At 34.2% G+C, this 25,207-nt stretch carries 24 protein-coding genes; 18 read left to right on the top strand and 6 right to left on the bottom strand.

Going from position 1 to position 25,207, the window contains the following annotated elements:
- The first annotated feature begins 82 nt into the window (after positions 1-82).
- The 5 genes from AM499_RS15280 (at position 83) to AM499_RS15260 (ending at position 5,802) form a co-directional block, all read left to right on the top strand.
- Positions 83-1,339 (top strand): MFS transporter, encoded by a 1,257-nt coding sequence (locus AM499_RS15280; RefSeq protein ID WP_082355284.1) that lies wholly within the window; start codon positions 83-85, stop codon positions 1,337-1,339.
- A 111-nt stretch (positions 1,340-1,450) separates the two neighbouring features.
- Positions 1,451-3,115 carry a hypothetical protein gene (locus AM499_RS15275; RefSeq protein ID WP_053592241.1) on the top strand — a complete coding sequence of 555 codons (1,665 nt, stop codon included), beginning with the start codon at positions 1,451-1,453 and terminating at the stop codon, positions 3,113-3,115.
- Positions 3,116-3,354: 239 nt separating this feature from the next.
- Positions 3,355-3,906, top strand: a complete 552-nt coding sequence (locus AM499_RS15270) for a TetR/AcrR family transcriptional regulator (RefSeq protein ID WP_053591018.1) — start codon at positions 3,355-3,357, stop codon at positions 3,904-3,906.
- A 44-nt stretch (positions 3,907-3,950) separates the two neighbouring features.
- On the top strand, positions 3,951-5,315 hold the full coding sequence (locus AM499_RS15265) for a DHA2 family efflux MFS transporter permease subunit (protein ID WP_053592240.1): 1,365 nt from the start codon (positions 3,951-3,953) through the stop codon (positions 5,313-5,315).
- Positions 5,316-5,364: 49 nt separating this feature from the next.
- Positions 5,365-5,802 (top strand): universal stress protein, encoded by a 438-nt coding sequence (locus AM499_RS15260; protein WP_053591017.1) that lies wholly within the window; start codon positions 5,365-5,367, stop codon positions 5,800-5,802.
- A 442-nt stretch (positions 5,803-6,244) separates the two neighbouring features.
- Here AM499_RS15260 and AM499_RS15255 read toward each other — a convergent pair whose 3' ends face one another.
- On the bottom strand, positions 6,245-7,129 hold the full coding sequence (locus AM499_RS15255; protein ID WP_053591016.1) for a LysR family transcriptional regulator: 885 nt from the start codon (positions 7,127-7,129) through the stop codon (positions 6,245-6,247).
- 263 nt (positions 7,130-7,392) lie between these two features.
- Between AM499_RS15255 and AM499_RS15250 the strand changes: the two genes are divergently transcribed.
- Genes AM499_RS15250 through AM499_RS15220 form a run of 7 tightly spaced genes read left to right on the top strand, consistent with a single transcriptional unit; the run spans position 7,393 to position 13,439 of the window.
- A complete protein-coding gene (locus AM499_RS15250) occupies positions 7,393-8,052 on the top strand; it encodes a GntR family transcriptional regulator (protein WP_053591015.1) in 660 nt (219 codons plus the stop codon).
- Positions 8,053-9,255: a trans-sulfuration enzyme family protein gene (locus AM499_RS15245; protein ID WP_053591014.1), complete on the top strand. Its 1,203-nt coding sequence runs from the start codon at positions 8,053-8,055 to the stop codon at positions 9,253-9,255. It abuts the gene before it with no gap.
- Between the two features lie 23 nt (positions 9,256-9,278).
- Positions 9,279-10,049, top strand: coding sequence for an amino acid ABC transporter ATP-binding protein (locus tag AM499_RS15240; RefSeq protein WP_053591013.1), 771 nt, complete (start codon positions 9,279-9,281; stop codon positions 10,047-10,049).
- Positions 10,042-10,875 carry a transporter substrate-binding domain-containing protein gene (locus AM499_RS15235; RefSeq protein ID WP_231687476.1) on the top strand — a complete coding sequence of 278 codons (834 nt, stop codon included), beginning with the start codon at positions 10,042-10,044 and terminating at the stop codon, positions 10,873-10,875. Before AM499_RS15240 ends, AM499_RS15235 begins: the two co-directional genes overlap by 8 nt.
- 36 nt (positions 10,876-10,911) lie before the next feature.
- Complete coding sequence (locus AM499_RS15230) at positions 10,912-11,649, top strand: amino acid ABC transporter permease (protein WP_053591012.1); 738 nt, start codon at positions 10,912-10,914, stop codon at positions 11,647-11,649.
- A 45-nt stretch (positions 11,650-11,694) separates the two neighbouring features.
- Positions 11,695-12,390 carry an amino acid ABC transporter permease gene (locus AM499_RS15225; protein WP_053591011.1) on the top strand — a complete coding sequence of 232 codons (696 nt, stop codon included), beginning with the start codon at positions 11,695-11,697 and terminating at the stop codon, positions 12,388-12,390.
- 14 nt (positions 12,391-12,404) lie between these two features.
- Complete coding sequence (locus tag AM499_RS15220; RefSeq protein ID WP_053592238.1) at positions 12,405-13,439, top strand: uroporphyrinogen decarboxylase family protein; 1,035 nt, start codon at positions 12,405-12,407, stop codon at positions 13,437-13,439.
- A 220-nt stretch (positions 13,440-13,659) separates the two neighbouring features.
- On the opposite strand, the gene AM499_RS15215 is transcribed toward AM499_RS15220, so the two are convergent.
- Together AM499_RS15215 and AM499_RS15210 are read right to left on the bottom strand one after the other, a co-directional pair.
- Positions 13,660-14,664 carry a nucleoid-associated protein gene (locus AM499_RS15215; protein ID WP_053591010.1) on the bottom strand — a complete coding sequence of 335 codons (1,005 nt, stop codon included), beginning with the start codon at positions 14,662-14,664 and terminating at the stop codon, positions 13,660-13,662.
- Positions 14,665-14,890: 226 nt separating this feature from the next.
- Positions 14,891-15,622 (bottom strand): alpha/beta fold hydrolase, encoded by a 732-nt coding sequence (locus tag AM499_RS15210; RefSeq protein ID WP_053591009.1) that lies wholly within the window; start codon positions 15,620-15,622, stop codon positions 14,891-14,893.
- Between the two features lie 200 nt (positions 15,623-15,822).
- On the opposite strand from AM499_RS15210, the gene AM499_RS15205 reads away from it, so the two are divergent.
- Complete coding sequence (locus tag AM499_RS15205) at positions 15,823-16,647, top strand: squalene/phytoene synthase family protein (protein ID WP_197275563.1); 825 nt, start codon at positions 15,823-15,825, stop codon at positions 16,645-16,647.
- An 81-nt stretch (positions 16,648-16,728) separates the two neighbouring features.
- Here AM499_RS15205 and AM499_RS15200 read toward each other — a convergent pair whose 3' ends face one another.
- Both AM499_RS15200 and AM499_RS15195 read right to left on the bottom strand, forming a co-directional pair.
- Entirely contained in the window at positions 16,729-17,298 is a 570-nt protein-coding gene (locus AM499_RS15200; protein WP_053591008.1) for an urease accessory protein UreF, read from the bottom strand.
- A 468-nt stretch (positions 17,299-17,766) separates the two neighbouring features.
- The gene (locus AM499_RS15195; protein WP_053591007.1) at positions 17,767-18,957 is read right to left on the bottom strand and encodes a class I SAM-dependent rRNA methyltransferase; all 1,191 of its coding nucleotides are present in this window, start codon (positions 18,955-18,957) and stop codon (positions 17,767-17,769) included.
- Positions 18,958-19,364: 407 nt separating this feature from the next.
- Between AM499_RS15195 and AM499_RS15190 the strand changes: the two genes are divergently transcribed.
- The 3 genes from AM499_RS15190 to recQ all read left to right on the top strand — a co-directional run bounded on the left by AM499_RS15190 (position 19,365) and on the right by recQ (position 22,202).
- Positions 19,365-19,937 (top strand): GNAT family N-acetyltransferase, encoded by a 573-nt coding sequence (locus AM499_RS15190; RefSeq protein WP_053591006.1) that lies wholly within the window; start codon positions 19,365-19,367, stop codon positions 19,935-19,937.
- Between the two features lie 179 nt (positions 19,938-20,116).
- On the top strand, positions 20,117-20,353 hold the full coding sequence (locus AM499_RS15185) for a hypothetical protein (RefSeq protein ID WP_053591005.1): 237 nt from the start codon (positions 20,117-20,119) through the stop codon (positions 20,351-20,353).
- Positions 20,354-20,435: 82 nt separating this feature from the next.
- Positions 20,436-22,202, top strand: a complete 1,767-nt coding sequence (recQ, locus tag AM499_RS15180; RefSeq protein ID WP_053591004.1) for a DNA helicase RecQ — start codon at positions 20,436-20,438, stop codon at positions 22,200-22,202.
- Here the strand turns inward: recQ and AM499_RS15175 are convergent.
- Entirely contained in the window at positions 22,187-22,408 is a 222-nt protein-coding gene (locus tag AM499_RS15175; protein WP_053591003.1) for a DUF2187 family protein, read from the bottom strand. The genes recQ and AM499_RS15175 overlap by 16 nt on opposite strands.
- Before the next feature lie 323 nt (positions 22,409-22,731).
- On the opposite strand from AM499_RS15175, the gene AM499_RS15170 reads away from it, so the two are divergent.
- Positions 22,732-24,171 (top strand): DEAD/DEAH box helicase, encoded by a 1,440-nt coding sequence (locus tag AM499_RS15170; RefSeq protein ID WP_053591002.1) that lies wholly within the window; start codon positions 22,732-22,734, stop codon positions 24,169-24,171.
- A 155-nt stretch (positions 24,172-24,326) separates the two neighbouring features.
- Positions 24,327-25,199, top strand: coding sequence for an AraC family transcriptional regulator (locus AM499_RS15165; RefSeq protein WP_053591001.1), 873 nt, complete (start codon positions 24,327-24,329; stop codon positions 25,197-25,199).
- The last annotated feature ends 8 nt before the right edge of the window (positions 25,200-25,207 follow it).

The following is a 25,207-nucleotide window of genomic DNA, read 5'->3' as shown; positions in this document are numbered from 1 at the left end:
CCAATCAAGACCTATGACTGAATCCGAAACTTGCAATTTCCATTATAGTGAAAATATAAGGAGAGCTAAGGGGTGAAATACGATGAAAAATTTATATAACGATTCTCGTTTTCGTTTAATTATATGTGCGAATATTGCTTCATCTATTGGATCTGGGATAACGATGATCGCTATTCCATGGATGCTCGTATCAAGCGAAAATGGAAATGCTGTATTTGGATATGTATCCATTGGGATGACTATTATTAGCTTTATCATTACACCATTTGTTGGTAATTTAGTAGATAAAGTATCTAGAAAAAACTTGCTATTAACAAGTGAAATTATATGTCTTATTCTCCTATTATTTTTTGCGATGATTGGATTTGTTGGTTTATCGTATGAAATATGGCATTTTACTATCATTTATATCATTGGAAGCTTATACTACACTATTTTCTATCCAACTATGTTCGCATTAAATCAAGAAATCTTTAAAAAGGATCAATACAAATCCTTAAATGGAATAATGGAAGTACAAGGACAGCTCTCAAGCATGATTGCTGGGGGGATAGCTAGTGTCTTATTGTTGAAGTGGGATTTGCACTATATTTTATTATTGGATGTATTATCTTATGGAGCAGCTATTTATTTTTACATGAAACTTCCTTATGTACGGACTAAAGTGAATAAAACCGGAAAAGTGATAAAGTCTAAAGCGAGTGATGGACTTACATATATGTTGAAGCATCCAATAATGTTTGTATTTCTCGTGTTCTCATTTATGCCGTTTATCGGAGTAATGCTAACGAATTACTTATTTCCAGTTTATCTTGTAGATATACTAAAGGCTGATGCAAGTGTGTATGGATTAGAAGGGATGATTTATGCGATGGGAGCAGTTGCCGCCGGAATGTTTGTTCCTACACTCGCAAGGCGGACAGGGAATGGAAAGACCATTATTTTTGGAGTGATTACTTATACAATAGCTATTTCATTGATTGTATTTGTAAACCTACCTGTGTACCTTTCACTGATGTTTTTCCTAGCGTTAGGAAATAGTAGTGCAAGGGTTGCAAGAAACTCTTTCTTAATGGACAATATTCCGAATGACATAATAGGTAGAGTGGGTAGTCTGTTCCGATCCATTGGATTATTACTCCGAATTGTGTTGCTTGCTATATTTACAGGAATGGTATCTTCCGGTTTAATTGTTCTTTGTATGGTTGTTCTTAGTAGTTTATTAGTTATTTCTTCTATCTTCGTTATCTTCTCTTGGAAAAAAGGGTTTGATTCGAATGGAAGGAGTATTAACCTTATGCTAAAATCGGATATTATTTATCCAGAAAACACTAAGTAAATTTATTTACTTGGTGTTTTTCTTTCTACTCAACAACCAAAGTTTCCTGAAACCATTTTGCCTTTCATCCGTATAATAACTAGGCAAAAAAGAGGAAGAAGGATGAGGATTATGACGTTTGTATTTATAATTTCGGCAGTGGTGGCAGTGCTAACTGGGTTAATAATCATGCCATGGACAGCTAAGAGGAAGGATACGATGTCTTCCTTTATTGGTCTGGCGGTTTTAACGTTTATTGTGTTAGCGGTAGTATACTATATATCGAATTTGGATCGAAACTGGACAGCTTTATGGCCTTGGCTTGTACTTGTCACTTTAGCAGGGACGTTACTTTCTAAAGGGAAAGAGCAAAAAGCAAAAGGTTTATTATTCTTAGGAAGTTTAGTAGTTGCTATTTTCATGTTGTCCGCTCCAGTTTGGAATGCAGATGAAAAATTTGAAGTAGCGAAAATGGATGAAAAAGTGGAAATCGAAGCTTTTGATGAGACTAAAACACCTGCAAGTGTTCCACCCAAATTTGCACGTAATAAAATGAAAAAAGCGTTTGGGCAAGTACCAAATACTAGCTACTACGAGTTAGGAAATTTACAAATTCAAAAAGTACAAGAGGAATATGTCTATATAGCTCCCGTAGAATTTTCAGGATTTTTTAAATGGATCAATGGAGATGTTACTCCTGGGTATTTCACGATGAGCGCAACAGATTCATCTGACAATCCGAAGTTTGTAAAAGCAGAAATGAGCTATACACCTTCATCCTACTTGCACAAAAACCTAGAAAGACGTATTCGTATGGAACATCCGACAAAGATTTTTTATGGAGACCCACAATTGGAAATCAATGAGGATGGAAAACCTTATTATATCCGTTCATATGGGCAGTTCGTCTCTGCACGAAACGGCTTTGAAGTAGAAGGGATTGTTGCAGTAGATCCTGCTACAGGTCAAACGGATTCATATAGTTTAAAGAAAGCCCCAGCATTTATTGATGGCGCAGTATCCCCAGAAACCGTTAGTTTGCAAAATGGTTACTACGGGAAGTATGTTCATGGTTTTATTAACAGTATTTTTGGGAAAAAAGATGTGAAATTGCCTTCGGATGAAGGTACAGAAGCAAATGTAAGTCCAATCTTCGGTGAAGACGGTCAAATGTATTACTTTACAGACTTTACAAGTCCAAAAGAAGGTGTCGATTCGATGCTTGGTTATTCCTTAACAGACGGTCGGACTGGCGAAGCAACTTATTATACTGGAAATCTGGAAGAGTCCTACATGGATTCTCAGGGTGCACTTCAAATAATAGAAAAGAAATTTATTGAGAAGAAATGGACTGGTGAAATGCCTGTATTGTACAATTTTTACGGGGAAGCTAGTTGGTTAACACCGGTATTGGATTCGAATGGATTTTTGCAAAATTACTTTATTGTCTCTGCTGCGAATCCGGAAATCTCGGTGTATGGCAATACACCTAACGAAGCTCTAAAATTGTACAAAACAGCTATTCAACGAGGTGGTAGTTCGGTGGATGGAAGCTCAAATGCAGAGGAAAAATCAGTAACTGGTACAGTCGTTCGAGTATTTAAAGAACGTGTAGGTGATTTCACTCAAGTTTCTTTCCTTCTAAATAATAAGGAAAACTATATTGTATCTTCAGAGGTAGCTCCACTTGCAGTTTATTTGCAGGAAGGAGACTCCGTCCAAGTAAAATATTTAAACACTGGAGAACTGTTTCTACCTGTAAAAGAACTAACTATTCAAGGAATTGAAAGTAACTAAGGTGTTCCGTTTAATACTTAACAATTTTTAAGCACTGCAAAAAGCAGTGCTTTTTTTTTTCATAAATGGTTCAACTTGAACCCATTCAAGAGAATAAATAAAGCAGAAGGAAACCATCAGTTTGTGTCTAAAATGTGAATGACGTTATTGCTATGAGATAAAAATGTCTTGAAAAATAGAGTTTTTTTTTGATATAGTTACAAACAGACCGGTTGGTATGGTGGAGGTGTACTACGGAAATGGATACAAAATCGCTGATAATCAACATCGCGACAACGCTTTTCCAACAAAAAGGATATAAAGGCACTGGATTAAACGAAATATTAAAAGCATGCGATATTTCAAAAGGCTCGCTTTATCATCACTTTCCAAATGGAAAAGAAGAATTACTAATCGCTTGCCTTCAATCTTTGAATGAAGAGATTACGAAGGATATTGTGGACATTTTTGATCGATATCCAACAACACAAGAAGCAACAATAGCAATGATTTCAAAATTAATTGATAGTTTTGAGACGGAGGGAACCCTTACTGGATATACATTTAGCAGTATGGTTAGCGAAATGGCTTCGTTAAGTGATCCAGTTAGAAATGCATGTGCTCAGTTGTACCAAGAAATACAAGATATTTATATGGAGAAATTAGTAGCAGATGGATTTTCTAAAGATAAGGCTCAGTCAATTGCACTTATGATGACGGCTTCAATTGAAGGTGGAATGATGCTTTGCTTAACTCAAAAAGCATCTGAGCCACTAAAAGTTATTTCGCAATTATTACCAAAAATGCTTTAGAGGAGTTTTATTAAGTGAATAAAGAATATAAGACAGGCCCTATAATGGCGGCTCTTTTAGTAGCTGGCTTTGTAGGACTTTTTAGTGAAACGGCTTTAAATATTGCCTTAGGTGATTTAGGACGAATATTTGATGTGAAGCCTACAACAGTTCAATGGTTAGCGACAGGTTATTTCTTAACACTAGGTATTTTAATACCAGTAACAGGGATCTTGATGCAAAAGTTTACGACACGCCAGATGTTTATGACATCTATTCTATTAACCATTATTGGTACAATTCTAGCTGCAATAGCACCTTCATTTAGTTTTTTATTAGTAGGGCGTATTATTCAAGCGGCAGGGTTAGCAATTAATTTACCTTTAACACAAAGTGTTATTTTTACAATTTTCCCTCCAAATAAACGAGGAGCCGCAATGGGTATTATGGGCTTAGTTATGTTAGCAGGTCCAGCATTAGGTCCAACAATAGCAGGACTTATATTAGATACATTATCTTGGGAATGGATTTTCTGGGTTCAAGTACCATTCTTACTCTTCTCTCTAATATTCGGGATTATTTACTTACCTAACGTAAATGAGATACGTAAAGTTTCGATTGATATATTATCGGTTTTTCTTTCAACAATTGGATTCGGTGGTATCGTATACGGATTTAGTGTATCTGGTGAAGCTGGTTGGACTAGTGCAACGGTTCTTGGAGCTATCATCGTAGGTGTTATCGCAATCGCTCTATTCTGTGTCCGTCAGATAAAGATGGAGACTCCCGTAATGAATTTAAGAGCATTTAAGTACCCACTGTTCATTCTTGGTGTCTTTATGAGTTTTATTACATTCTTCAACATGTTGTCAATGCTTGTTATTTTACCAATGTATATGCAAATGGCATTATTAATTGCGGCATTTACAACAGGTCTGATACTACTACCCGCTAGTTTACTTAACTGTATATTAGCGCCTATCATTGGTGGTCTATTTGACAAATATGGTCCGAAAGCAGTTATAACTCCTGGTACTATTTTGGTGGCACTTGGTTATTTAATCTATGCACAATTTGGTACAGATACGGCGTTATGGATGGTTGTTGTAACTCATATAGTCATGATGTTAGGTATCGGTGCGGTGCTTGCAGCTACACAAACTAACACACTAAACTCTCTTCCGAAAAAGTACTATCCAGATGGAATAGCTATTACACAAACAATTCAGCAAGTTGCTGGTGCTATTGGTATTGCAGTAATGGTTTCGATATTTGCGTCCAAACAAGGTAGTTACTTAGCGACAGTTGGTGATGATTTGTCTGCAGCCGCAGCAACAGGATCATCATTTGTATTTAAAGTCGGTTTAGCATTTGCAGTGGTTAATGTTATTTTGTCTCTATTCATGAAAAAGCCAAAAGAGGTAAAATGATAATTTAATATGAATGTTAACATTATTTTTTATAAGGAGATTATGACAAATGGCAGATCATTATAAAAGTATTTTAGTAGCTGTAGATGGTTCAAAAGAAGCGGAATATGCATTTCAAAAATCAATAGATGTTGCACATCGTAACAAGGGATCTATATTAAACATAGTAAATATAATTGATACTCGTTCATTCGAAGCATACGAACGATCTATTTTCGATACTGCACAAAAACAGTCAGAGGAACTTTTAAATGGCTACAAGGCAAGAGCAGAGGCTGAAGGTGTTGAAAATGTAAAGATAGTAATCGAATATGGTTCTCCCAAAAGTATCATTACTAATGAGCTTACAAACTTAGTTGAAGCCGATTTAATAATTTGTGGTGCAACTGGGCTAAATGCAGTTGAGCGTTTTTTAATTGGTTCCGTGTCTGAAGCAATCGTACGTTCAGCTAAATGTGATGTTTTAGTAATTCGTACACCTGAGTGAGTGATTGTTTGTCCTTAATTGGACATTCTCCTTTTACAAAAACTATAATTTTTAATAATAAATCAACATTTAGCTAACTTTCGTTGAAGTATACTTTTACGAAAGTTTTTTATATAAATATGGTCATTGTGTGAGAAATGTTGAGTGCAATAAGAAGGAGTTAGAAGAGAAACCTTGATTATGCATTTATGCTGTTCAAAATTGAAGGGTTTTTAAAATCTATTAGGTTATGAATTATGTACTAAATTGTTTGTTCTCGTTGTTGCAGAAAAAGTGGATGAACTTCCTCTTAAAAGACAAAAAAGACCATTGGTATGCTAACACCGAACAGTCTTTAAATAAATACTATCGCTCCAGAGGCTATAAACAGTTCGTACCCTGATGGATTGAGAAGCTATATAAAATGAAAAAAGTGATAAAACAGTCCTGTAAGTTTTATCAGTTACACTAATTTTGTGTATATAGATTCTGAAAACAAATCCAAAATATTTTTAAGTGTATTATTGTAGAAGTCTTTACGATAAACCAAATAAATTGGTGAAGTAATATCTAATAAATCTTCGATTTGTAGTTGAATAATATTGTTATTATATAAGTCTTCAATAATACTTTCTCTATAAAAGTAGCTAATTCCGTGACCCTCAAGTACAAGCTTTTTTTGAATTTGTATATCGTTTGTTTGAAATTTAATATTTGCATTATTAGTCTTTAAAAAATTGACTAAAAAGTCGCTCTTTAATGTTTCTTTATTAGGGACAATAAAATTTTCATCTATAATTTCCTCAAAAGAAATTTTGTTATCTCCTTTTAACCCCAATTTTTTTCCCGCAACTAAATAGACGGGTTCCTGAGCTATTAAATGAAATTCTAGATATTCGCTTTCTAATAATTCTCTAGTAAAACCAATTTGAATTTTGTTTTCTAAAATGTTAGAAACTACATCAACATCTCTGAGAGTTTTGAAAAGATAACGGTTTTCATAGTTTACGGAGCTAATCGAATTTATAACTTTATTCATCATAAAATGTGATAGTGAAGTCCCATAACCTAAATTAATAATTAATTCATTTTTTAATCCTTCTATTTTTTTTAAACACTCTTCGAATGATTCCAGTATTCCCTTGGCGTAATACAGAAAAAGTTCACCTTCCTTGGTTAAATGTACTTCTTTTTTTCCTCTAACTAACAATGAAATTCCTAATTCTGATTCCATTTTATTAATTCGATGAGTGATAGTAGGTTGGCTTAAAAACAGTTTAGTTGAAGCTTTGTTATAACTACCACTTTCAATTACAGAAACAAAAGTACTGATTTGATCTAAGTGCATTTTAAAAGACCTCCCTAGGAAAATGATTAAATTTTTTTTAAATAACCTCAAAATTTTCTATTATTCAAAATTTTAAAAAAACTATATAGTCATTATAATACAAAACAATTTATACAAGGTGTCTTATTTATTTTTAAATTGTATACAATAATACAACATGATATTTCCAAATACAATAAAAAATGAAGTATTTGAAAATAAAGGATTTTAATTAATAATAATTGTATACAAGTATATTGTTTTTAAGAAGGGTGGATGAAAAGATGCAAATAAGAAAGCTGGTGAAGGACAACGCCTATATAGGTATTAAAGAAAGAATTATTAACGGTGAATTAGCCCCAGATCAGATTCTTACGGAGGATTATTTAACAAACTTATTACAAATTAGTAGGACACCTCTTAGAGAAGCAATTCAGCGATTAGAATTTGAAGAATTTATTTTGAGACAACCAAATGGAAGGTTTAAAGTTTCTTCTATTTCTAAAGAAAATGCAATTGAAATTTATCAAATGCGCAGTGTAATGGAAGGGTTTATAGTCCGAAATGCTACAGTAAAAGCTACCTCTGAGGACATTAAGAACCTAGAAAAGATTATAGAAAAAACAAGGCTATCTATTTTAAATAGTGATCCTCAAAGTACGGTTCTTTATGGTAATGAGTTTCACGGTCTTCTGTATAAAATTAGTGACATGCATATACCAATAAAATTTTTAAGTATGTTAAACGATCATTCGTTAAGATACAGATTACTAATTTCAAAATCAGGCGTTTGGTATCCAAGTACAGTAGAAGAACATCAAACTGTAGTTGAATACATGAAACAAAGAAATGTTGAAGCTGCTGAGATGACTATAAAACTTCATATTGAAAAGAGTTTAAGCTCTCTTTTAAAGAAATTTAACCAAATAAAAAGGACTGATTAAATGAATAAAGCTAATTGGAAAATAGATACGAAGATTATTCACGAATGTTTAACGCCAGATGAAAAAACACGTGCTATTGTACCAAGTATTACTCCAGCTGTTGCGTATTCATTTTCCACTGCTGAAGAAGCCGCTAGTGTAGTAGCTGGAATGGAAGAAGGCATTTATTATGGACGCTATGGTAACCCAACAGTTCGCAAACTAGAAGAAAAAATTGCTTCTTTAGAATATGGTGAAGCTGCCCTTGCATTATCAAGTGGGATGGCTGCAATCTCTACTGCACTTCTCTCTTGTCTAAAAACTGGAGATCATGTATTAGTAACAAAAGATGTATATGGCGGAACATACAGTTTTCTCACTACATTAGCAGAAAGAATAGGTATCCAATTTGATTTTGTTGATTGTACAAATCCCAAGAATATTTTAGAAGCAATGTTGTCGAATACAAAAGCGATATACATCGAGACACCATCAAATCCAAATTTAACAATTTTAGATATTGAGCAAATTGCTAGTGTCTCAAAAAAAATGGGTGTGCCTTTAATTGTTGATAATACATTTATGAGCCCGATTTTACAGAACCCCTTATTGCTAGGTGCTGACATTGTTGTTCATAGTGGGACTAAATATATTAATGGTCATGGGGATGTACTATGCGGTTTTATAGTTTCTGATGCAAATAGAATTGACATGATGCGTAAAAAAATCATGGGGGATTTAGGACAAAATTTAAACGCCTATGAAGCATTTTTAGTAATTCGAGGTTTAAAAACAATTTCCCTTCGTATTGAGAAACATTGTTCAAACGCAAGGAAAGTTGCGGAGTTCTTAGCCTCACATCCCATGATTGAAAAAGTTTATTACCCAGGTCTGAAATGTCATCCAGGACATGAAATAGCAATAAAACAAATGAGAGACATGGGTGGAATTGTAAGCTTTGAAGTTAAGGGTGGGCTAGAACAAGGAAAACTGTTTATTAACTCTCTTGAACTAGCTATGATTTCATTTAGTCTTGGAGATCCAGAAACTTTGATACAACATCCAGCTTCTATGACACATGCTCAAATTCCAAAAGAAGAAAGAGCAAAGTATGGAATTACAGATGGTTTGATGAGATTATCTGTAGGTTTAGAGGATTCACAAGATATTATAAATGATTTGGAACAAGCATTAAAAAAGGTAGATATAAGGATGAGCGTCTAATTACTGGAGGGAGTGGTTTGTAAATGTTATCAATCAAAGACCTACGTTTGTCATTTAAAGACAATGAAATTTTAAAAGGAATTGACTTGGAAGTAAATAAAGGAGATGTAGTGACCTTAATTGGTCCAAGCGGAACAGGTAAAACTACTTTACTTCGTTGTATAAATTATTTAGAAAAGCCGGCAAAAGGAAACATTATTTTAGGTGATCTAAATATTGATTATGAAAAAATTACAAAGAAAGAAATATTAGCCCTAAGACGAAAAACCGCTATGGTTTTTCAACAATATAATTTATTTAAAAATAAAACAGTTATTGAAAATGTCATGGAACCACAAATGATTGTGCAACAAAAAAGTAGAAAGGAGGCCTACGAAAATAGTGTAGAACAACTAGAAAAAGTAGGATTAATAGATAAATTGGAATCATATCCCTCTCAACTTTCAGGAGGTCAGCAACAACGTGTTAGTATAGCTAGGGCGTTAGCGTTGAAACCTGAGGTAGTTTTATTTGACGAACCAACATCAGCACTTGATCCAGAATTAGTTGGAGAGGTTTTAAAGGTAATTGAAAATGTAGTATCTACTGGTATGACAATTGTTCTTGTAACACATGAAATGTCATTTGCACAAAAGATTTCTACAAAAATTGTCTTTATGGATAAAGGAAACATTGTGGAAGAGGGTTCATCTAAATCCATCTTTGAGGACTCTACAAATGCACGAACAAGAGAATTTTTAACTCATTTTAACACAAATAAATTAAATATTATGAAGGAGGAAGTTTATGGTTAAAAAGTACAGGAAAATCCCAATAATTTCTGGTTTGTTTGCTCTAATGCTGCTGGGTGCATGTGGTGGAGAAGAAACTGATAAAAATGCAATGGCAGATGGTGTACGTTCGATTGAAGTGGCGGTTCCACCTGATTCAAAACCATTGAGTTATACAGATGAAAATGGTGAACTCACAGGCTATGAAATTGAAATTTTAAAGGCAGTAGATGAAAAATTAAAGGATTTTTCGTTTGACTTGGTAGGTGTTCATGACAGTGCTGCGGAAATAGGGTTAGATACTGGAAAATATCAAATGATAGCACAGGGCTTATTTAGATCACCAACTCGTGAAGAAAAGTATTTAATACCAGACCAACATAACGGTGCAAGTTTAATGCGCGTATATAGTAATGAGAAGTTTACAGATATTGATTCTTTAGGTGACTTAGTTGGTAAAACAATTTCCCCTCCTACACCAAGTGGTGGAGTTTATAACTTATTAATGGCACATAACAAAGAAAATCCTGATAAAGAATTAAAATTTGATACTTCTGATGCTGGATTAACAGTAGCAGAAAGATTAAAAGATGTAGAAAGTGGTAAATACGATGTTTTAGTTTTACCTTCGAATTTAGGTGCAGCAGACATAATTGAAATGCAAAGTTTAAAGATTAATATATCAGATCCTGTAAAAGTCTTTCCTACATTTTTTATGATTCATAATTCCGAAGAAAATCAAGATTTTGCATCACAGGTAAGCACAGCTTTATCAGAATTAAAAGAAGAAGGCATGCTATCAGAACTATCCATTAAATATTACGGTGAAGATGTATTCCTGTTTGAGTAAAGTTTAGTAATTTCACGTTGACTAGGAGGGGAATGCATGGATTTAGCTTATATGATAGAAGTCTTTCCGGAATTAATTATGACCTTACCTATTACATTATTAATTATTATTGTATCTGCTATTTTTGGTTTGCTGCTTAGCATAGGTGTTACGTACCTAAGATTAAAAAAGTTGAAAATCATTGGTCCAATACTAGAAATCTATGTTTCATTCATGCGCAGCACACCAATTCTGATACAGTTATTTCTAGTTTTTTATGGTTTACCTGTATTAATGAATAGTCTTGGATTTAATGCTGGCGACTTTGGTGCTATTACTTCCTCTATTATTGCACTGATTATTTTTAATGGTGCATATTTGTCAGAGATTTTAAGACCCGCTTATCTATCCGTTGAGAGGGGGCAGCATGAAGCGGCAGATAGCCTAGGATATAAACCTTTTGAAAAGTTTCGTAAAATAGTCCTTCCCCAGTTAGCCCCAATTGCATTACCGGGATTGGGAAATGCCATTATCTATTTGGTTCATGATACATCTCTAGTTTTTACAATTGGAGTTGTTGACATAATGGGGCAAGCAAAACTATTGATAGCTAACACCTATGGTGAAAATAAAATTGAAATGTATCTGGCGATCGCTATTATGTATTGGCTAGTTTGCTTAGCTTCGGATCGAATTATTAAATTACTAGAGAATTTCACATATTTAAAGAGGATTAAGAGAAAGTCTAAGGTAAAAAAATCTGAAGTATATAAAGACCCAGTATCGGCGCAATAGACTGAATATTCTTACTATAAATTTATTTTGAAAGGAGGAAGCCATTTGTTTGATATAGGTGTTTTCCTTGATGGAATATTTGAAATTTCAAAAGTTGTACCTAAAACACTATTGTTAGCTATTACTATTTTGTTACTAGCACTAATAATGGGTGCATTTATACACTTGATTGTACATTATAAAGTACCATTTCTATCTCAAGTAATTGTTGTGCTTCAATCATTTCTGAGAGGGACACCAAATGTTGTGTTGTTATTTTTCATGTTCGCAGCATTACCAGAATTTCTTGCCTTTATAACGGGAAATTTAGGAATTCCATTTGATGCAAATAAAATTGAACCTGTTTTTATTGTAATACTGACCTTTTCAATTAGTCTGTCTGTTTTCCAATCCGAAATCATTAGAGGAGCTATATTATCTGTTGATCCAGGGCAAAACGAGGCTGCGCATGCTTTAGGATATAGTTTCTGGCAGACATTACGAAAAGTAACATTGCCCCAGGCTTTGATTGCAGCATTCCCAGATATTATGAACTCACTTTTAGTTATTATTAAGGGTCTATCGTTGGCTTACTTGTTTACAGTTATTGATATTTTGGGCCAAGCGAAACTTCTTGGAGGATTTACACAACGATACCTTGAGGCTTTTACAGCTGCAGCTTTAATCTACTGGGGATTATGTATCTTGTTAACAAAACTTGCAAACAAGGTTGAATTTAAAATGAGGGAAGGATTTAATTAATGGGAGTGGATAAAATGAATAAGTTTGAGAGAATAAAGGCAGCATTAAATTTTGAGGAAGTTGATCAAATGCCAGTTAACCTTTGGATGCATTTGTCAGCAGTTGACCAAAACCCTAAAAGTTTAGCTTTAGCTCAAGTGGAATACGCACGAAAATATGACTTTGATTTTATAAAATTAATGCCTTTTGGTTTATATTGCGTAGAAGACTGGGGAGTAGAAGTTGAATACTATAGCCAAGTTAACAAACCACCGGTTGTAAAAAAATATGCTATTGAAAAAGTAGAGGATTGGGCAAATCTTGAAGTATTGCCTCCTATATACGGGACCTATGGTAAACAACTTCAATTAACTAAATATGTCGCTGCGGAAGTTAAAAATGAAATCCCATTTGTTCAAACAATCTTCAGTCCATTAACAGTAGCCCGTAAATTAGGTGGAGATAGACTTATATTAGATATGAAAGAAAATCCTGATCTAGTTAAGGCAGCTTTGGAAATAATTACAGAGACTACCATTAATTTTGTTAAAGCGAATATTGATATAGGTATTGATGGATTCTTCTTCGCGACACAATGTGCGACAACTGATTTTATGACAAAAGAAGAGTACGAAGAATTTGGTGTCCCATATGATCTAAAAGTAATTGAGAGCTATAATGACAAAACATTCTTTAATATTGTGCATATGCATGGTAATAATATCATGTTTGAAACTATTTCAAAATATCCAGTAAATTGTTTAAACTGGCATGATCGATGGAGTTCTCCATCAATTGCAGAAGCTCGGAAACTCACGGATAAATGTATATTAGGTGGAATTAGAGAGGTACCTTACTACGATAAAAATAATAATTTTATTAAAAATAGTTTGTTGTTAGATGGTACAATTCCTGAAATTGAAGAACATATTTTAGAGGCAATAAGCGAAGCAGACGGTAAAGGGATAATTCTTGGTCCAGGTTGTGTTGCAAGTCAAAATATACCCGAAAAGAATATATTTGCTGTACGTCGTAGTGTTGTTCAATATGTTCCACAAACTCTCGTATAAGAATAATAATATACTTTAATTTCGAAACCCCTTCTATACTAATAAAGCTCGCTTTAGGCGTTGATTCACAAAGGATTGACGCTTTTTTTGCTGTAGCAATACCGCTAACAAATAGAACATTTTAAAATGTCAAAACCCCTTGATGAACTGCCTTGTAAATGTTAGTTTGGTGTCTAACATTTACGGGGCAGTTCAGTTGCGGGATTCTTTTATTTTTGGATTATATTTCTTCTTGGAAATAGATTTTATAAAACTTTCGATTGGTTGCTTCATCATATCCAACCTCAATCAATTCATGTACTTGCTCGATATTACGTACGTTAACCTGAATTTCAATATTGGAGTCAAGTTTAATTTTACGGTTGTAGCCTTTTTCCGCCTTTGCAATTGCACTCTCAGAAATAACCGTTTCGTATGGTTTTACCGTATTTACGATAATATCTTTTTGCACCGAATCCGCTTTTTCAAATACCGTATCGATATAGTCGGTTACTTGGAATTCTTCTTCATTTCTAAAATAATCGAGCGTTTTGTTTAAAAAACCTAATTTCTCGGTATTTGTAAAACTCTCTTCTTTTAAAATATATTTTTTACACTCGGTTAATGCTAAATTTGTTTTATGATAATGTTCATCCGCTACTTTAATTTTTAAAAAGCGTTCTTGCCAATAGACAACATCTTCTTTCTTTTTTGTTTTCATAAAGACTATAGGTGCTTCGTCTGCCCCCATATCTATGATTACGGCCATATTATTTATTTTCTTGACATTAATACCGTCGATTCCATTCACAATCATTTTGTTTTGCTCGTTTTTTACATCTAAAAACATTTCTTTTTCATCTATTTTTACAATAGCGAGTACTCTTTTAACCTCTGTATGCCATATACAATTTTCGAATAATCCAATGAACAATTCTCCACTTTTAATATTAGGATGTTGCGATGAACTATGTAAGTGAGTGGCAATATTCTTTGATTGTTCAAGGAAACTATTCTCTTGATCGAAAATAGACTTAACGTATGTATATACTTCATTTAATCCAATATCTGTTTCATGAAAAAATTCGTAATGCTGCCCCAAATCAATTTTGCTAAATGCTAATTGCGTAAAGGCTGCCTCTAGCATAATCTCTGGATTAGCGAATGCCTCTTCTCCCAGGACAAGTGTATCGCCTACATAATGAGCGACATACTGTGCTAGCTTACTTTCATTTACTTCTAGCATTGTCTTCACCTTCTAATCTTTAGTTGTAGATAATTTACCATATCACACTCCGTACAATAATTTCATGTGTTTTTCTAATAGAAATGATTGTTTTCATATGTAACATATTCCTTTGGATAAAGAATGAATCTCAAGCGAGCCATTGGCAGAATGGTTAAAGGAGTAACATAGCGAAAAAAAGAGGCATCCAAATGTACAGCTAATTGGATGTCTCTTCGAGGTTTTATTAAAAATGCTGGCGAAAAAAACGATCAAGCAACTTATTATACTCTTCCTTTTTCTCTAAGATTGGTAAATGTCCACAGTTATCAAATATGACGACTTCTGCTTTTGGCAAAAAGCCTTTGGTTAAATAGATGCTTATTAAGGGGTTTATTTCATCGTATTTTCCTCCGATGATTAAAGTTGGAACTTTTACGAATGGTAATATTGGTAGATAATTAGATTGGATTGCTGAATGAGCGGACGCGATATAGGGCTCTTTACGAATAAGAAACATTTTCTTTGCCGCTTCAATGAGCGTGGATTCCTTTTGATAGAGACATTTTTTTGCAGTGTACGTTGTATAGTCGTCACTTGATGTCAGTTGTAGGTTCTTAACTCCTTTCATAACAGTTAATTGTCCTGAAAATGACGGGACATAAGAAAATGTATTAGACAAAACCATGGATAGGACACATTCTTTTTTTTGTTTGTAAATTTCTTGTACGACTAGACCTCCCATGGAGAGACCGCAAAAGTGTGCTTTTTTTATGTTTAATGAATCTAAAAGTGATAAAACATCTTGAGCAAAATTGGCAATGGAAATATTATTGGTTATTTCAGATTCTCCGTGTCCACGCAGGTCAGGTATTATTAATCGATAATTGGAAGAGAGGCTGAATTGGTTTACCCATGATTCTTTTTTACTCCCTAAGCCATGAATTAGTACTACAGTTTCACCCTGGCCAATGTCCAAGTAATAGATGATGCAACCCTCCTTTACTACAGATTCTAGTTCAATCGTGAATTCTGATTGTTTCTATTTTATTCAGAGGAAAGAAGAAGGCTACTTTTAGTGATGTGAAGAACACTTTCAGAGGGACGTCATTTTGTCTTTTTGCTGAAATCCGATACAATAGTATGTAGAGTATTTGATTGTGAAATGGAGGACTAGTTGTGCGTGAAAGAGCGGCTTTACAAAAAGAAGCAATGGACATGCTAAAAAAAACAAGTAGAACATTTTATATCCCAATCACCTTTTTAGATCCGACACTGAAAAAGGCGGTTGCTTCTGCTTACTTGTGTATGCGTGCGATAGATGAAATTGAGGACCATGAATCACTAGGGCATAACGAGAAACAACAATTATTATTAGCTACAAGCAAAATGCTGTTGAATGATTTTAATCCAAAAGAATACGAAGAGCTAGTTGCACCTTTTAACAACATACTACCTGAGGTATCGATTAGACTGGGGGACTGGCTAGAAATTTGCCCTACAGATTTAGTTGAAACAGTAAAAGCCTACACCGGTGAAATGGCAGAAGGAATGGCTAAATGGGTAGGGAAAAACTGGCAAGTAAAAACCAAAGAAGATTTAGACGAGTATACATATTATGTAGCTGGATTAGTTGGGGTAATGTTATCGGACTTATGGAAGTGGAATGCGGATATAGATACAGATCGTGAGCTTGCTATAGCATACGGGCGAGGTCTACAGGCAGTAAATATTTTACGTAATAAAGAAGAAGATAGTGAACGAGGAGTTCAATTTTTTCCAGAAGGTTGGACTCGAGCGGATATGTTTGATTACGCTGAAGGAAATTTGGCTATGGCAGATAAGTATATCAAAAGTATAAATCGTCGCAGCATCTTATTATTTTGTAAGCTGCCACTCGCACTTGCACATAAAACGTTAAAAGCATTAAAAAGTGGAAAAGAAAAAATGTCTCGAACAGAAGTCGAAGCTACAGTAGAAGAAGTACAAGCAGAGGTTAATTAAAACACAGAAAATCCCAAGTAGAGTATGAACTCTTCTTGGGATTTGGTTTTTAAGAATCTTATTTTTCTATTGTGTAAGACGTCAATAAGCGTACCGTAAGCTGTTCTTCATCAAGTGTGCATTCTCTAAACAAGGTAGAGAACCTCCAAATTCTTCCTCGGGAAGGTGCAAAATCATTTCAACTTGTTCCTGTATAAACGGTTGAAGTTCATGGAGAATTTTTTTACCATCTACTTGTTTTAATGGGATTCCTCCCAATCCGTTTTGAACAAGTGAAGAAATAATAGCAAATAAATAAAAGGATAAAGTTCTTTCTAGTTCAATCTCTAATTCTGTACTTACAATCGCAAAAATAATGGCCGTATGTCCATGTAACTCATTTGCAGTTATTTTGTTTTCATATAATTTTAGGGAATCAAATGGATACAATTGTTTCGTAACTTGTATGAGCAGACGTCCCATTTTCTTGTTGCCTTCACGTATTTCTCTAGAACTTGCAAGGTTGAATAATTCTTGATCAATTTGTTTGATTTTGTTAAATTGCTGATTTTCAATTGCTTTATATGCTAACCGACAAGCTAGCCCCTCCGTGTAGCTAAACTGAGTTTGTAATTGTTGCTTCATTCCAAATAAAAAAGTTTCTTTATTCATTGTTTTTGCCTCTTGTAAAAACGTTTTTAGAGCGAGGGAATGTGTGAAGGCGCCTAAGGGGAAATTAGAATCAAAAATTTGCAGTAAGTGTATCAATTTATTACTCATGAGAGTACCGTGTAAATTTATATTTCTGATTTACTTTCCACCTTGTACTAACAAATGCTAAGCCGTGAAGTAATTTTTCGACTAAAAAACCAATCTTCATCTAGAAATCCTCCTATCCAATTAATACATGAAAGAAACAACATATATTTTGATGTAAGGAAATGTAACATCTCTTTATAATTCATTATACATAAATCCTTGTATTAATCAATTTATTCTGAAAATCTTAGTATTATTATTAAAAGGTGAAAAGAATACGTTAAGTTTTCTAACAATATCTTTTGTTCCTGTTAGAATAAAGACAAAAAAACACTGCCCTTTTAATTGAACTCTAGGGCAGTGCTTTTTTATCTAAATAAATTATTTAGCTCTTATAAATAAAACCTTCAAATAATTACCCTCTTTAAATAAAAGAGAAGTCTTAAAGTCACTAGGAAGGGAATATTCTTCTTCAATGATGTATTTTCGATTGCTTTCTTTAAAGGCCTTTTCTACAAAGCTTTTGAATTTCTTCATTCCAAAAGTCGCGTTGTTAGTAGAAGCAACGATTACACCACTTTTTTCAGTAATTGCAATCGCATCTTTTAATAAGTTTGTATAATCTTTAGAAGAGCTGAAAGTGTATTTTTTTGATCGAGCAAAGCTTGGAGGATCTAAAATAACAACATCAAAGGATAATTCCTTGCGTTTTGCATATTTAAAATAATCAAATACATCCATTACAATAATATCTTGTTTTTCTACATCGATACCGTTTACTTCAAATTGCTCGGTTGTTTTGCCGAGGCTTCGTTTTGCCAGATCGACACTCGTTGTTTTCGTTGCACCACCTGCTGCGGCGAAAACGGAAAAAGCGCCTGTATAGGAAAATGTATTAAGCACGGTTTTTCCTTTGGAATAAACCTCTCGAATCTTTTTACGAACATCTCGCTGATCGAGGAACACACCAACCATTGCTCCGTCATTAAGGTAAATGGCAAAATTCAGCCCGTTTTCTTTCACTATTAAAGGGAATTCTCCGCGTTCACCCTTCACAAAATCATCGTCTTCTAAATATTGACCCTTTGTATCAAATCGTTTCTTTTCATAAATGCCTTTATATGAAACTGACGCCTCTAAAGCTTCTAAAATCATTTCTTTAAAGGAGTAAATTCCTTCGCTATACCAACTGATAACATAAAAACCATCAAAGTAATCAATGATTAAACCGCCAATTCCGTCTCCTTCCCCGTTAAAAACACGGAATGCAGTAGTTTCAGAGCTATTGTAAAAATCATCTCGATGTTTGATGGCTACTGCTATTTTCTTTTGAAAAAATGCGGTATCGATTTTCTCGTTTTCATTTTTGGTAAGTAGCCAGCCAATCCCCTTATTTTGTTTTCCTACATAGCCTTTACCTAGAAATTTACCAGAGGGATTCTGTAATTTCAGTATAGAACCTTCTTCTAAATTGTCAGTATCATTGAATCCATCTTTATATAAAATCGGAACACCCTTTTGCAAATCCTGAGCAAGTGTATCATTTATTTTCATATTTATTTCTTTTTGCATTATAGTCATCCTTAAGCTTCGTTTTTGTTTATTATCCCACACGAAGGCATTTTTAAAAAGTAAGGTGATAAATTAGGGTAAGGAAAGCTGTACATTTGTTGATATGTATAAGTGCGAAATATAGACTTTAGATATTTCCTACACGAGACAATATATTGAAATTTAATTTCATGCTAGAGATGTAACTATCTCATCCTTTTAATGAAATTTAAACTTAAATGTAACTTTTAATCAAATTTTTTTAAACGAGTACACTTCTTACAGAAAGTTGTTGAAGTATGTTTATGAGATGAAAAATAGGGAATAAATATTATCGAGGATTTTTCTCGGCCACTTTGTTCCTCTTATAAAACCTCTCAAACAAAACCTCCGAGCAAAATACAATTTTGGAAGGAGAATGGTTCCAAATGAATTGGTATGAAAAGCTCAATCAATACTTTCCAGTCGACGAAATGAAATCACGGGTGCATATGGAAACACTTTTAGCTGATAAAGGAAATGTGTATATAAAAGATGAAAGTCCAAAGCACGTATTAATGTACGTTGAATTTGAAAACTTTATCTTTGTGGATTATTTATTTGTTTCTAAGGAAGCTCGTGGAGAAGGTCTTGGCCGGAAATTATTGAATCAATTAAAAGAAAAAAATAAAGTCATTTTATTGGAAGTAGAACCCATTAACTATGATGATACAGATTCAGAAAAGCGACTTAGATTTTATGCACGTGAAGAATTTAAACACGCCACACGCATTGGTTACACACGTCGCTCCCTTGCTACAGGTGAAAATACCGTTTTGGAAATTTTATATTGGTCCCCATCTGATGAAGATGAATCAGTAATTTACGAAGCCATGAAATGGACGTATGAAAACATCCACACGTATAAGGATGAGCACTTTTATGGTGATTCCTATGACCCGTCTCATGAAGTATTAGTGTTTAATGAAGAGGGTAAGAAAAACATGTTGAAGTCATACTGAAAAGAGAGAATTAGTATAAGTAGACATAGATATACTAGGGGTATAAAATGCGCAATTCCCAACACTTGAATGGGGATTGCGCATTTTTGCGGTAAGCGTACATCTGTATTCTAATCCTCTCCACCTGAAGTCTTATGGTACAATATACTTTACGTATATACAGAGGAAGGAAGTAAACTGTGAAAAAATCAAAAGTAATCGTGCCGATTATGATTGTCGTAGCAGTATTAGCAACAATCATGCTAAACCAAGACGAATATAATGAAGTAACCACTATAAACAAAATACTTATTATTGTTGGCGCTGCCATTGTGTCATCCGTTATAGGATATTTCTTACTTGGAGCAGATGTAGATAAAGTAGACCCAAAATCAAACGACTATGAAGTGAAAAGCAAGAAGGGAAACAGAAAATAATCTGTTTCCTTTTTGTGTTAGGAGGAACGTTTCCAATACTGAGCGGTTCTATGGTAAAGTGAAGGAGATAGGAGTGACCGGAATGCTGGAACATGCACGACAATTATTACAAGAATACTTTGGATATGAATCTTTTCGTGAAGGACAAGAAACGATTATTAATTACGTCCTAAACGATAAATCTAGTTTATGTGTAATGCCGACGGGTGGAGGAAAGTCATTATGCTATCAAATTCCATCCTTGATGCTTGAAGGAACAACAATTGTTATTTCACCATTGATTTCACTTATGAAGGATCAAGTAGATACATTAATACAGGCGGGAATTCCAGCCACTTTTATTAATAGTACATTAACTGCAGAAGAAGTAAGGGAAACAATAGCAGAAGTGCAAAATGGTCAATATCGTTTGCTTTATATAGCACCTGAGCGGTTAGAATCCCAAAGTTTTTTAAATCAATTAAAACGAGTGAAAGTGCCACTTATCGCAGTGGATGAAGCACATTGTATTTCTCAATGGGGACATGATTTTCGTCCAAGCTACAGGTCCATTCACCGATTGAAGGAAGTTTTTACTGAGCAACCGAGTGTTTTGGCTTTAACTGCCACTGCTACACCAGATGTAAGAGCAGATATTTGCCGAATTCTTCAAATAAAAGAAGAAAACACGGTTATAACAGGGTTCGCTCGCTCAAATTTATCTTTTTCGGTTGTATTAGGGCAAGACAAAAATAAATTTTTAAAAGATTTTATTAAGAAGAATAACAAGGAAGTCGGGATAATTTATGCCGCGACAAGGAAGACTGTCGATCTTCTATATGAACTATTAACAAAGTCTGGTGTTCAAGCTGCAAAATATCATGCTGGCCTTCCTGAAGCTTTTCGTAACAAAGAGCAGGAGCGTTTTTTGACAGATGAAGCGCAAGTAATGGTAGCAACTAATGCATTTGGAATGGGTATTGATAAATCAAACGTAAGATATGTAATTCATTACCAATTACCAAAGAATATGGAAAGTTATTATCAAGAAGCAGGAAGAGCTGGACGGGACGGACTTCCGAGTGAGTGTCTTGTGCTATATGCATCACAGGATGTTCAGACGCAACGCTTTTTAATAGACCAAGCATTGGACCGTGAACGAATTCCACAAGAACTTGAAAAACTCCAAGGGATGGTTGATTATTGCCATACTGAGAATTGCTTACAACAATTTATTGTGAACTATTTTGGAGAACCTAATGGGGAACCATGTGGTCAGTGTGGTAATTGCACTGATACGAGAGAGATGAATGATGTTACGAAAGAAGTGCAGATGATATTATCTTGTGTTGTACGCATGGGGCAGAAATTTGGAAAGACAATTACAGCACAGGTTTTAACGGGTTCTCAAAACAAAAAAGTAATGGAATTTGGATTTACTAAACTATCTACTTACGGGATATTAAAGGATAAATCGTTAAAAGAAGTGTCTGGACTAATGGAGTTTATGATATCGGAAGGATTACTTTCGGTTAACCATGGAAGCTTACCGACCATCTATGTATCGGACGCAGGAAAAGATGTATTACTTGGAAAAAGAAAGGTTATGCGAAAAGGCATCGCGATGACAAAACAAATTGCGAAGAATGACCCATTGTTTGAGGGATTAAGAATACTCCGGAAAAAAATTGCGGACGAAGCCGGTGTACCACCGTTTGTTATTTTTTCTGATAAAACACTACAAGATATGTGTGTGAAGCGTCCGCAAACCGAAGAAGAATTGTTAGATGTGCACGGAGTCGGTGCTAATAAAAAAGAAAAATATGGAGAAGCTTTTCTCGAAGAAATTCATCGTTATAGCACAGTGTAATTTTTATGGGATACTACTGTTAAATTAGAAGGAACATTAATTTTCTTCGCATCCTCAGTAGATATTTCTACAATAACCGATTGCTCTAAAATTTTAAAAATAGTACCTTGTACTTCGTAATTATTACGTGTAAAAGAGATCTTCTCATCAATTTTCCGTGCTGCTACGAAGTCTGAAACTTCTTTTGGTTGTCGTTGGAAACTCATGTGGTTGCCTCTTTTCTATTTTTATTCGCAAATAAAGCGATATATTAATTATATCATAGTTAGCTTGTTATAAGATGTTAAAGAGATTATTTAAGTGCTCTTTCTCATTAATTAATATAATTATATGCTTTTAGTAGGAAAAGATGTTTTTCGAATAACAACTTATGATAGGCTTAAGTAACATTTCTTCGGGTTATAATATACTAGGATAGAGTGAATATAGTTGAGACGCCAATTTTGATAGATGAAAAAGGTACATGAAGAGCTTTAGAAGATTCAGATATGTTAGGGATTAAAATAGGGAAGTAAAGAGGAGTTTATGCATAGTGCATTTTAAAGAATTGAAGTTAGATGAAAAGATCTTAAAAGCCATTGAACAATTAGGCTATACAGAGCCAACAGAAGTGCAACAAAAGGTAATTCCTGTTGCCCTTGAAAAGCGGGATATACTTGTTAAATCGAAAACAGGTAGCGGAAAGACAGCTGCTTTTGCGACACCATTATGTGAGCTAGTAGATTGGGAAGAAAATAAGCCTCAGGCATTGGTGCTAACGCCAACGAGAGAATTAGCAGTTCAAGTTCAAGAAGATATAACGAATATTGGTCGTTATAAACGAATTAAAGGACTAGCTTTATACGGAAAATCGCCTTTCGCGAAACAAAAATTAGCTTTAAAACAAAAAACACATATCGTAGTAGGGACACCAGGACGAGTGCTGGACCATATGGAAAAAGGTACGCTTGATGTTTCTAAAATTGAATACCTCGTGATTGATGAAGCAGATGAAATGTTGAATATGGGCTTTTTAGAGCAAGTAGAGTCCATTATTAAGCTACTTCCAAAAGAACGTACAACCATGCTTTTCTCAGCTACTCTATCCGACGAAATAAAAAAATTAAGTAATAAATACATGAGAGACGCTGTATCAATAGAAATTGCTGATAGCGAAGATCATGCTCCAGATATTGAGCACTTGAAGTATGTAGTAAAGGAAGAGCAAAAACAAGCATTCCTAGAAAAGCTAACGATACTAGAAAACCCAGATAGTTGTATTATTTTCTGCCGTACGAAAGAGCGAGTGGATCAGCTTGTGGATGCCCTTGATGCGAAAGGTTATACTGCTGACAAAATTCACGGTGGGATGATGCAAGAGGACCGTTTTGAAGTAATGGACGAATTCCGAAAAAGTGAATTCCGTTATTTAATTGCGACAGATGTAGCTGCTCGTGGAATTGATATTGAAGATATTACACATGTAGTGCATTTTGATGTCCCTCTGGAACAAGAAAGCTATGTCCATCGTACTGGTAGAACTGGCCGAGCGGGACGGAGTGGAAAATCAATCATGCTAGCTACTCCACATGAAGACAAATTTGTAAAAGAAATTGAGGCGTTTATTGGCTTTGAAATTCCCGCTGGACCTGAGGTTTCTGATGAGGCAATATCAAAAAATCGTGCAGCTTTCGATTTGAAAATGCAAGAGCAACCAGAACTGAAAAAATCCAAAGGTGAGCAGTTAAATGCAAACATTACAAAACTGTATTTCAACGGAGGTAAGAAAAAGAAACTGCGTGCTGTGGATTTTGTAGGCACTATTGCTAAAATAGAGGGTGTTTCTGCTGATGACATTGGAATTATCACAATTCAAGACAATGTTACTTATGTAGAAATACTTAATGGCAAAGGTCCGCTTGTGTTAAAAACAATGCGAAATACTACAGTAAAAGGGAAACAACTAAAAGTTCATATAGCACATAAATAAGAAGAAGGAGTACTTTCCTTCTTCTTTTTTTTATCGTTTTCATCCTTTTTATAAAGAGAATCTCTTAGTAAGATACAATAAAGGGAAGAGCACAAATTATCAAAAAAATCATTTCATGGAAATTTATAATAGAGCTTATAGGGGGCGGTAAATAGATGGATTATTTTAATAGAATTCAACATGCAATTGAATTTATAGAAAGCAATCTACAAGAGGAATTGAATATAATAGAAATCTCCTCAAAATCTTATTTCTCGGCTTTTCATTTCCAACGACTATTTCATGCTATTACAGGTTTTTCTGTACAAGAGTATATTAGGAGTAAAAGACTTTCGGAGGCAGCAAGGCTACTAAAGAAGAAGAAAAAGAACATATTAGAAATAGCGATATCCTTCCAATATGGTTCACAAGAAGCGTTTACTCGTGCTTTTGTTAATCGCTTCGGTATAACGCCTGCAAAGTATCGTAAGGAAGAAATGAATATAAGAGAGCAGAGCAAAATAAACTTTCTAGATTATAAAAATAAAATAAATGAAAACTTATATTTGAATAAGCCAGAAATTATAATGCTTGAGAAAATCCACATTACTGGCTATGAATACTACACAACTTTAATAAATGAAGACTATTTTGGTGATATTCCAAAATATTATATTGAATTTGGAGAGAAGGAGCGTTATCTTCGAATACCAAATCGAATCTCTCCTAATATGGCCTACGGTATATCTACTGACTTTAATAATAATGGTCAATTTTCGTTTATAGTAGGAGAAGAGGTGCACAAATTTAATAGGGATTTAGAAAAGGGTTTTCTAAATATAGAAATACCTGAGGGTAAGTATGCGTTATTTACAGTTAACGGAACATCTGATTTAATCCAAAATACGAGAAGATACATATACGGGACATGGCTGCCTAACTCTAATTACGAAAGAAAAGAGGGGCCAGATTTTGAGATTACGGATGTTTTAAGATCAACATATCCAAATGATATGAAAATGAAAATATACATTCCAATTGAGATTTAGTATGAGGA

This window comes from Bacillus sp. FJAT-22090 (assembly GCF_001278755.1).
Taxonomy (GTDB): Bacteria; Bacillota; Bacilli; order Bacillales_A; family Planococcaceae; genus Psychrobacillus.
The sequence above is the reverse complement of the archived record's forward strand: the minus strand, read 5'-3'. Positions and strand labels throughout refer to the sequence as shown.

Bases quoted from the DNA above. Each gene is read 5' to 3' on its own strand.
- AM499_RS15175 (WP_053591003.1), bottom strand. From the start codon at position 22,408: ATGAGTTTCCAACGACAACCAAAAGAAGTTTCAGACTTCGTAGCAGCA.
- AM499_RS15215 (WP_053591010.1), bottom strand. From the start codon at position 14,664: ATGCTAGAAGTAAATGAAAGTAAGCTAGCACAGTATGTCGCTCATTAT.
- AM499_RS15165 (WP_053591001.1), top strand. From the start codon at position 24,327: ATGGATTATTTTAATAGAATTCAACATGCAATTGAATTTATAGAAAGC.
- AM499_RS15250 (WP_053591015.1), top strand. From the start codon at position 7,393: ATGCAAATAAGAAAGCTGGTGAAGGACAACGCCTATATAGGTATTAAA.
- recQ (WP_053591004.1), top strand. From the start codon at position 20,436: ATGCTGGAACATGCACGACAATTATTACAAGAATACTTTGGATATGAA.
- AM499_RS15200 (WP_053591008.1), bottom strand. From the start codon at position 17,298: ATGAATAAAGAAACTTTTTTATTTGGAATGAAGCAACAATTACAAACT.
- AM499_RS15280 (WP_082355284.1), top strand. From the start codon at position 83: ATGAAAAATTTATATAACGATTCTCGTTTTCGTTTAATTATATGTGCG.
- AM499_RS15275 (WP_053592241.1), top strand. From the start codon at position 1,451: ATGACGTTTGTATTTATAATTTCGGCAGTGGTGGCAGTGCTAACTGGG.
- AM499_RS15255 (WP_053591016.1), bottom strand. From the start codon at position 7,129: ATGCACTTAGATCAAATCAGTACTTTTGTTTCTGTAATTGAAAGTGGT.
- AM499_RS15245 (WP_053591014.1), top strand. From the start codon at position 8,053: ATGAATAAAGCTAATTGGAAAATAGATACGAAGATTATTCACGAATGT.
- AM499_RS15195 (WP_053591007.1), bottom strand. From the start codon at position 18,957: ATGCAAAAAGAAATAAATATGAAAATAAATGATACACTTGCTCAGGAT.
- AM499_RS15235 (WP_231687476.1), top strand. From the start codon at position 10,042: ATGGTTAAAAAGTACAGGAAAATCCCAATAATTTCTGGTTTGTTTGCT.
- AM499_RS15265 (WP_053592240.1), top strand. From the start codon at position 3,951: ATGGCGGCTCTTTTAGTAGCTGGCTTTGTAGGACTTTTTAGTGAAACG.
- AM499_RS15190 (WP_053591006.1), top strand. From the start codon at position 19,365: ATGAATTGGTATGAAAAGCTCAATCAATACTTTCCAGTCGACGAAATG.
- AM499_RS15260 (WP_053591017.1), top strand. From the start codon at position 5,365: ATGGCAGATCATTATAAAAGTATTTTAGTAGCTGTAGATGGTTCAAAA.
- AM499_RS15240 (WP_053591013.1), top strand. From the start codon at position 9,279: ATGTTATCAATCAAAGACCTACGTTTGTCATTTAAAGACAATGAAATT.
- AM499_RS15230 (WP_053591012.1), top strand. From the start codon at position 10,912: ATGGATTTAGCTTATATGATAGAAGTCTTTCCGGAATTAATTATGACC.
- AM499_RS15220 (WP_053592238.1), top strand. From the start codon at position 12,405: ATGAATAAGTTTGAGAGAATAAAGGCAGCATTAAATTTTGAGGAAGTT.
- AM499_RS15270 (WP_053591018.1), top strand. From the start codon at position 3,355: ATGGATACAAAATCGCTGATAATCAACATCGCGACAACGCTTTTCCAA.